Below are 7,940 nucleotides of genomic sequence, written 5' to 3'. Positions count from 1 at the left end.
GAAGGTGTACTGAACAATGTGATCGGTACGCTGAATACCGCGCAGGCCGCCCTTCAGGCCGGTGTAGCAAACTTCGTGTTGATTTCGACTGACAAGGCTGTTCGTCCCACCAATGTCATGGGTAGTACCAAGCGGTTGGCGGAGCTGACGTTGCAGGCCTTGAGCCGCGAGCTGGCGCCGGTGATGTTTGGTGACAAGACCAACGTGTCCCGGGTTAATAAAACCCGGTTTACCATGGTGCGATTCGGCAATGTGCTCGGGTCTTCCGGTTCGGTGATTCCGCTGTTCCATAAGCAGATCAAGTCGGGCGGCCCGCTGACGGTCACACATCCGAAAATCACCCGTTACTTCATGACCATCCCCGAGGCCGCGCAACTGGTCATACAGGCCGGTTCGATGGGGCAGGGCGGTGATGTGTTTGTGCTGGACATGGGCGAGCCGGTGAAGATTGTCGAGCTGGCGGAGAAGATGATTCACTTGTCGGGGTTGAGTGTCCGTTCGGACAAAAATCCTCAGGGCGATATTACCATCGAATTTACCGGGCTACGTCCCGGCGAGAAGCTCTACGAAGAGTTGTTGATCGGTGACAACGTCGCCGCCACTCAGCACCCGATGATCATGACGGCCAATGAAGACTTGCTGCCCTGGGAAGTGCTCAAAGGCAAGCTGACGGAGTTGCTGTCTGCAATTGAGCGGGATGATTATTCGCGGGTCCGCCAACTCCTGCGTGACACCGTCAGCGGTTACGCGCCGGACGGTGAGATCGTCGACTGGATCTACCAGCAACGCCGCCTCGAACCCTGATTGTTACACACCCTGTAACCGATACATTTTTGACAGGCTCACAGCATGACCTAGGTTTGGGAGGCAGCTTCGGAAAAGCTGCTTCTTTCCTATCGATGTCATGGAGCGTCACTTATGCGTACAGGCTATTTCTACTCTCTGGTTTTTGTCCTGCTGACCAGCGCCTCTATTGCTGCTATCGCTGCACCAGCGACAAACACGGAGGCTGTAAGCGCGCCATTGGCAGTGCAGGTCGCACCGTCCGGGGAGGCTGCAAAAGTCGATCTCAATACGGCGGATGCAACGACACTGCAGCGCGAGCTCACCGGAGTAGGTGAGGCCAAGGCCAAGGCGATTGTTGCATATCGTGAGGGTAATGGACCGTTTGCATCGGTGGATGAGTTGTTGGAGGTCAAGGGCATTGGCAAGGCGATTCTGGACAAGAATCGCGACAAGCTTGAGGTGAACTGATTCGTAGCGCTAGCGCCAGAGGCCGGTCATTGACCGGCCTTTTTCGTTGGTGCATCCAATTGTGTCTTGCAGTGGGTGTTAGAGAGCGTTGCGAGACGGTCAAGGGGGCGTTGCCCGCAAAACTTTCATCTTGCACCGTAACGCCTATGATTTGTGTGGGCGGTTAAGCCCTTTGGTATCAGTCATTTTCAACGTCTCATCAGTGGAAACCGGTCCCATGAAAACGATGTTTGGTAGCCTGATACGCAACATTGGCCTGATTTCCCTGGGCAGCGTGCTGATCGCCACTGCTGCTCTGGCCGAGGAGGCACCGGGCATGCGTATCGGCGTGCGCGGTGAAATCACCGGGGTGTCCGAAGAGGTCTTGAAGGTGCATACCAGCACGGGCGAGAACGTGATCATCCAGTTGACCAAGGACACCCAGGTTCGCGCCGTAACCCCGGCCAACATCGAAGACATCAAGCCCGGCAGCTACATTGGCTCAGCGGCAATACCGCAAGCCGATGGCACGCTCAAGGCGCTGGAAGTGCATGTGTTCCCACCTGAAATGGCCGGCACCGGCGACGGCCACCGTCCGTTCGATCTGGTCAAGGGCAGTAGCATGACCAATGGCATCGTCGGCGATCTGGTGGTCAACAATGGCCGAATCCTGACCGTCAATTACAAGGGTGGCCAGCAGACCATCCTGGTGCCGGAAGACGTGCCGATCGTCAACCTGACACCGGCTGACCGCAGCCTGCTCAAAGTCGGGGTCAAGGTCGTGCTTTTCGCCACCCAAAGCGCCGATGGCACCCTGACGGCGCAATCGATTTCGGCCGGCAAGGATGGCGTGGCGCCGCCGATGTGAGTTTTCTGCAGGTATGAAAAAGGCGACCATGAAGGTCGCCTTTTTTCATTGTTGGTTCAGCGCTTACTGCCCGTTGTAAATCTGGTCGAAAACCCCGCCATCGTTGAAGTGGGTTTTCTGCACGGTGCGCCAGTCACCGAAGGTTTTTTCTACCGACAGGAAGTCGACTTTCGGGAAGCGGTCGGTGTACTTGGCAAGTATCGCCGGGTCACGCGGACGCAGGTAGTTGGCGGCGGCGATTTCCTGGCCTTCCGGGGACCACAGGTACTTCAGGTATTCCTCGGCGGCAGCGCGGGTGCCTTTCTTGTCGACGACTTTGTCGACCACGCTGACTGGCGGCTCGGCTTCGGCGGAGACGCTTGGGTAGATGACTTCGAACTGGTCGCGGCCGAACTCGCGGGCGATCATTTCTGCTTCGTTTTCGAAGGTCACCAGCACGTCGCCGATCTGATTGGTCATGAAGGTGGTGGTGGCTGCGCGGCCACCGGTGTCGAGTACCGGGGCTTGTTTGAACAGCTTGCCGACGAAGGCCTTGGCCTTGTTCTCGTCACCACCGTTTTTCAGCACGTAACCCCAGGCCGACAAATAGGTGTAGCGGCCATTACCCGAGGTTTTCGGGTTGGGCACGATGACTTGAACACCATCCTTGAGCAGGTCAGGCCAGTCTTTCAGGGCTTTCGGGTTGCCCTTGCGAACGATGAATACGGTGGCGGAAGTGAACGGCGCACTGTGGTCCGGCAGGCGAGTCACCCAGTTGTCCGGGACCAGTTTGCCGTTGTCGACCAACGCGTTGATGTCGGTGGCCATGTTCATGGTGATGACGTCAGCCGGCAGGCCATCGATCACTGATCGGGCCTGTTTGCTGGAGCCGCCGAAGGACATCTGCAAGGTGATATTTTCGTTGTGCTCGGCTTGCCAGTGTTTCTGGAAGGCAGTGTTGTAGTCCTTGTAGAAATCGCGCATCACGTCGTAGGACACGTTGAGCAGGGTCGGTGCGGCCTGGGCCACGCTCGCGAGGGCCAGGCCAGCGGCCAGAAGTGAGGCGCCAAAGATCTTTTTCACTGCACATTCCTTTTGTTCGAGATGAAGGCAATTTGCCGTCGACTATAGCCGGGGCTACATATCCCTTTAAAGATTAAAAAGTACTTTGCTTATTCTATTTTCTTGAAAAGTGCATTGCCGCAGCGTGAGCAAAATGCCGCGCTGTGTTCATGCTGATTTTTGCTGCACACCGGGCAGTCATGTTGCAGTTGTTCGCCGCGCATGGCGTTGGCCAGTTCGGCGGTAAAAATCCCGGTGGGGACAGCGATGATCGAGTAACCGGTGATCATCACCATGGCCGAGATAACCTGCCCAAGCGCCGTCCTCGGCACGATGTCGCCGTAGCCGACGGTGGTCAGGGTGACGATAGCCCAATAGATCCCTTTAGGAATGCTGGTAAAGCCATGCTCCGGGCCTTCGACCACATACATCAGAGTGCCGAACACCGTTACCAGCGTGCAGACGCTGAGCAGGAATACGATGATTTTCTGTTTGCTGCCGCGCAGGGCGTCGAGCAGGTAATGGGCCTGCTTCAGGTAGGGGAGCAGCTTGAGCACGCGAAAGATCCGCAGCATACGGATGATTCGGATGATCAGCAGGTACTGCGCGTCGCTGTAATACAGCGCAAGGATGCCTGGAACAATCGCCAGCAAATCCACAAGCCCGTAAAAACTGAAGGCGTAACGCAGCGGCTTGGGTGAGCAGTACAAGCGCAACATGTACTCGACCAGAAAGATCAGGGTAAAGCCCCACTCGATGTACGCCAGGGTGTTGGCGAAGTTCTGATGAACGTCATCGATGCTGTCGAGGATCACCACCACCAGGCTGGCAAGGATGATCAGCAGCAGCGTTTTATCGAAGCGCCGCCCGGCCACTGTGTCGGTATGGAAAATCATCACGTACAGGCGCTTACGCCACGTGTCGTTGCTGTCCATTCAAATCGCCTTGGCCATAAATCAGCGCAGCCTAGGTTGATTCTCCGAGGTTTGGCAAGGCGCACTGTCTTTGGTCGCTTGGCGCAGCAGGCGAATACCCGAGCGCAGCAACCAGCAGGCGAGAATGAACGGCGCGGTCAAGGTCGCCAACCCCACGGCAGCGAACGCCGGCGTGAGGAGGATAGCCAGTGCGATGCCCTGCAGCGGCAGCCAGGGTTGACGGGGTTGTTGACTGAGGGCGAGGGCGGCCAGTGCCGGGTTGTAGCCATACAGGCCGAGCAATGCACCTGGCGTCTCGTTCAGCCACAAGGCGCAGAGCAGACCCGTGGCGGAGCCCACCAGTGCCCAGAGCGCGGCGCGGCGGTTGGCAAGCAGCAGCCCGACGGCGATCAACACACCCGCCAGGGGATGGTCGAGGAAGATGGCTTGGCCCAGGCCTTTGAACTCGGCGCCGAGCAGGCTCAGGGCATTGAGTTCTGGTAGTGGTGCAGGTGTCGAGTGAGCCGGGGCAGCAATGCTCAGCAGTATCCAGCCTAGCCCCACGAAAGGTGCGGTGTAGGCGGGCAGAAAATGCTGGTCGCGAGTGCGCCTGAGCCATTGCTGGGTGACGATCGCACTCAGTCCACCGCTGGCGAGGATCAGTGGCGGCAGCATGGCCGACCAACGAAATTGCAGGCTCAACAAGAGGCCGAGCAAGACGCCGTTGTAGCTGAAGAGCCCGGCTTGGCGATCAACCTTGGCGTAGCCGCGACGCTGAGCGGTGAGCAAGCCGGCCACACCGCCCAGGAGGGCACCGCCGAATAACGTCGGAGCGCTAAACAGGATGGCCAACAGGCACAGCAGACCGCACAGCGGATGGCGCTGGAGGAAAATCTGACTGAAGCCGTTGAGCAGGGCAGTAGCCCAGTCTGGGCAGTGGGTGTTGAAGTGGTTTGAGGGCATATCGAGTCTATGTCTGGTAAACCGAGGCGCCCCCATCGCGAGCAGGCTCGCTCCCACAGTTGATTTGTGTCGAGCACACATCTGCCGGCTAATCACAGATCCAGTGTGGGAGCGAGCCTGCTCGCGATGAGGCCGAAACAGGCGCTAAATCAACGTCTCTATACGCAACGAGTTAGTTGATCCCGGCTGACCGAAAGGCACGCCCGCAGTGATCAACAACGTATCACCACGCTTGGCCATACCTTGCGCCTGGGCGATTTCCAGTGCGGTGGAGCACACCTCGTCGACTTGCCGCAATCGATCATTGACCACCGAGTGCACGCCCCACGCCACGCTCAAGCGCCGCGCGGTTGAAAGGTTCGGCGTCAGGTTGAGGATCGGCACCGCTGGCCGCTCCCGCGCCGCACGCAAACTCGAACTGCCGGACTCGCTGTAGTTCACCAGCACCGCCACCGGCAGGATGTTGCTGATCCGGCGGATCGCGCAGCTGATAGCGTCGGAGGTGGTGGCTTCGGCTTTAGGTCGGCTGACGTCCAGTTGCGCCTGATAATCCGGGCCGCTTTCGACCTGGCGGATGATCTTGCTCATCATCTGCACCGCTTCGAGCGGGTAATCGCCAGAAGCAGTTTCCGCCGACAGCATCACCGCATCAGCACCTTCGGCCACGGCGTTGGCGACGTCGGTTACTTCGGCACGGGTCGGCGCCGGGGAGAAACGCATGGACTCGAGCATCTGGGTCGCCACCACCACCGGTTTGCCGAGCTGGCGGCAGGTGCTGATAATGTCTTTCTGGATCTGCGGCACGCTCTCGGCCGGCACTTCCACACCCAGATCGCCACGGGCAACCATGATCGCGTCGCTCAGTTCGGCGATTTCGCGTAGCTGTTCAACGGCCGACGGCTTCTCGATTTTCGCCATCAAAAAGGCTTTGTTGCCGATCAGCGCGCGCGCTTCACGAATGTCTTCAGGACGCTGCACAAATGACAGCGCGACCCAATCGACACCCAGCTCCAGACCGAAACTCAGGTCGCGACGATCCTTGGCGGTCAGCGGGCTGAGGTCGAGCACGGCTTGTGGCACGTTGACGCCTTTGCGGTCCGACAATTCGCCGCCATTGAGCACCGTGGTGTCGATGGCATCGGCGTACTTGGTCACCACCCGCAAACGCAGTTTGCCGTCGTCCAGCAACAGGTCCATGCCGGGTTCCAGCGCGGCGATGATTTCCGGGTGCGGCAGGTTGACCCGGCGCTCGTCACCTGGCGTGGCGTCGAGGTCCAGGCGCAGGGCCTGACCGCGCACCAGTTGCACCTTGCCCTCGGCAAACTTGCCGACCCGCAGTTTCGGGCCTTGCAGGTCCATCAGAATGCCGAGCGGGTAATTGAGTTGGCGCTCGACTTCGCGGATCCACTGGTAGCGCTGGGCGTGGTCGGCGTGATCGCCGTGGCTGAAGTTCAGGCGAAAGATATTCACCCCGGCTTCGACCAGCTCGCGGATGTCATCAATACCATCGGTAGCGGGGCCGAGGGTGGCGAGGATTTTGACCTTTTTATCAGGCGTCATGTTCAGGGCTCTCGAGGATCAGGATGGCGCGGAAGTCGTTGACGTTGGTACGCGTCGGCTCGGTGACGATCAGCCCGTCGAGCGCTGCGAAATAGCCATAGCCATTGTTATTGTCCAGCTCATCACTGGCGCTCATACCCAGGGCGGCAGCGCAGGCGTAGCTGTCCGGGGTCATGATTGCGCCGGCGTTGTCTTCGGAGCCGTCGATGCCATCGGTATCACCGGCCAGCGCGTAGACGCCGGGCAGGCCTTTGAGGCTGTCGGTCAGGCTGAGCAGGAACTCCGCGTTGCGTCCACCACGGCCATTGCCGCAGACGGTGACGGTGGTTTCGCCGCCGGAGAGAATCACGCAGGGCGCTGCCAACGGCTGACCGTGCAGCACCACTTGGCGCGCAATCCCGGCATGGACTTTCGCCACTTCGCGGGATTCGCCTTCCAGATCGCCGAGTATCAACGGGCTGAAACCGGCCTGACGGGCTTTCACCGCTGCCGCTTCCAGGGATTGCTGTGGTCGGGCGATCAGCTGGAAATGGCTGCGAGCAAGGCTCGGGTCGCCAGGTTTTACGGTTTCAGATTCGGGGCTTTGCAACCAGCTGCGTACCGACGCCGGAACCTCGATGGCATAGCGCTTGAGGATCGCCAGGGCTTCGGTCGAGGTGCTCGGATCGGCGACGGTCGGGCCGGAAGCGATCACGGTGGCGAGGTCGCCCGGGACATCGGAAATCGCGTAGGTATAAACCGTCGCTGGCCAGCAGGCTTTACCGAGGCGGCCACCCTTGATCGCCGAGAGGTGCTTGCGCACGCAGTTCATCTCGCCGATGGTCGCGCCGGATTTGAGCAGGGCTTTGTTGATCGCCTGTTTGTCGGCCAGAGTGATGCCGGCTGCGGGCAGGGCAAGCAAAGCCGAACCACCACCCGACAGCAGGAATATCACCCGGTCGTCTTCGCTCAGGTTACTGACCAGTTCCAGCACCCGTTTGGCCACGGCCAGACCGGCCGCGTCAGGCACCGGGTGGGCGGCTTCAACCACTTCGATTTTTTCGCAAGGGGCGCCGTGACCATAGCGGGTGACCACCAGTCCAGACACTTCACCCTGCCAGCAGCGCTCGACCACCTGGGCCATGGCCGCGGCGGCTTTGCCGGCACCGATGACGATCACTCGACCGCTGCGATCTTTCGGTAAATGGGCTTCGAGAACATGTTGCGGATGGGCCGCGTCGATGGCTGTGGCAAACAGCTCGCGCAGGAATTGTTGCGGATCGACCGACATGGCGGGCTCCCGGATTTCTTGTTATTTGGAGGGCTACTCGGTTCCCTGTGGGAGCGAGCCTGCTCGCGATTCAGGCACCACGGTGTTTCAG

General features: G+C 59.6%; 8 protein-coding genes. 3 read left to right on the top strand and 5 right to left on the bottom strand.

Translation table 11 applies throughout. The features are described from left to right. The 3 genes from BK658_RS29550 to BK658_RS29540 form a co-directional block, all read left to right on the top strand. Window positions 1-804: polysaccharide biosynthesis protein (locus BK658_RS29550; protein WP_185019927.1), on the top strand; the 804-nt coding region annotated here is incomplete at its 5' end. A 114-nt stretch (window positions 805-918) separates the two neighbouring features. Then, window positions 919-1,254 (top strand): ComEA family DNA-binding protein, encoded by a 336-nt coding sequence (locus BK658_RS29545; RefSeq protein WP_123585389.1) that lies wholly within the window; start codon window positions 919-921, stop codon window positions 1,252-1,254. A gap of 217 nt (window positions 1,255-1,471) precedes the next feature. Further along, the gene (locus BK658_RS29540; RefSeq protein ID WP_185019926.1) at window positions 1,472-2,101 is read left to right on the top strand and encodes a DUF5666 domain-containing protein; all 630 of its coding nucleotides are present in this window, start codon (window positions 1,472-1,474) and stop codon (window positions 2,099-2,101) included. Between the two features lie 63 nt (window positions 2,102-2,164). On the opposite strand, the gene BK658_RS29535 is transcribed toward BK658_RS29540, so the two are convergent. From BK658_RS29535 to BK658_RS29515, 5 genes are all read right to left on the bottom strand, one after another. Beyond that, on the bottom strand, window positions 2,165-3,163 hold the full coding sequence (locus BK658_RS29535) for a sulfate ABC transporter substrate-binding protein (RefSeq protein WP_123585388.1): 999 nt from the start codon (window positions 3,161-3,163) through the stop codon (window positions 2,165-2,167). An 89-nt stretch (window positions 3,164-3,252) separates the two neighbouring features. Further along, window positions 3,253-4,077: an ion transporter gene (locus tag BK658_RS29530; protein WP_123585387.1), complete on the bottom strand. Its 825-nt coding sequence runs from the start codon at window positions 4,075-4,077 to the stop codon at window positions 3,253-3,255. Between the two features lie 21 nt (window positions 4,078-4,098). Then, window positions 4,099-5,019, bottom strand: a complete 921-nt coding sequence (locus BK658_RS29525) for an urea transporter (RefSeq protein WP_123585386.1) — start codon at window positions 5,017-5,019, stop codon at window positions 4,099-4,101. A gap of 144 nt (window positions 5,020-5,163) precedes the next feature. Then, on the bottom strand, window positions 5,164-6,579 hold the full coding sequence (gene pyk / locus BK658_RS29520) for a pyruvate kinase (protein WP_123585385.1): 1,416 nt from the start codon (window positions 6,577-6,579) through the stop codon (window positions 5,164-5,166). Next, window positions 6,569-7,849 (bottom strand): glycerate kinase type-2 family protein, encoded by a 1,281-nt coding sequence (locus BK658_RS29515; RefSeq protein ID WP_123585384.1) that lies wholly within the window; start codon window positions 7,847-7,849, stop codon window positions 6,569-6,571. Before BK658_RS29515 ends, pyk begins: the two co-directional genes overlap by 11 nt. Window positions 7,850-7,940 lie beyond the last annotated feature (91 nt).

It is taken from the genome of Pseudomonas brassicacearum, from assembly GCF_003732175.1.
GTDB classification, from domain to species: domain Bacteria; phylum Pseudomonadota; class Gammaproteobacteria; order Pseudomonadales; family Pseudomonadaceae; genus Aquipseudomonas; species Aquipseudomonas brassicacearum_G.
Note: the sequence above shows the minus strand (reverse complement) of the source record. Positions and strands in the feature narration are given on the sequence as shown.

What these genes read in the sequence shown, in the direction of transcription:
- BK658_RS29545 (WP_123585389.1), top strand. Translation starts at nt 919, where the DNA reads ATGCGTACAGGCTATTTCTACTCTCTGGTTTTTGTCCTGCTGACCAGC.
- BK658_RS29540 (WP_185019926.1), top strand. Translation starts at nt 1,472, where the DNA reads ATGAAAACGATGTTTGGTAGCCTGATACGCAACATTGGCCTGATTTCC.
- BK658_RS29530 (WP_123585387.1), bottom strand. Translation starts at nt 4,077, where the DNA reads ATGGACAGCAACGACACGTGGCGTAAGCGCCTGTACGTGATGATTTTC.
- BK658_RS29525 (WP_123585386.1), bottom strand. Translation starts at nt 5,019, where the DNA reads ATGCCCTCAAACCACTTCAACACCCACTGCCCAGACTGGGCTACTGCC.
- pyk (WP_123585385.1), bottom strand. Translation starts at nt 6,579, where the DNA reads ATGACGCCTGATAAAAAGGTCAAAATCCTCGCCACCCTCGGCCCCGCT.
- BK658_RS29515 (WP_123585384.1), bottom strand. Translation starts at nt 7,849, where the DNA reads ATGTCGGTCGATCCGCAACAATTCCTGCGCGAGCTGTTTGCCACAGCC.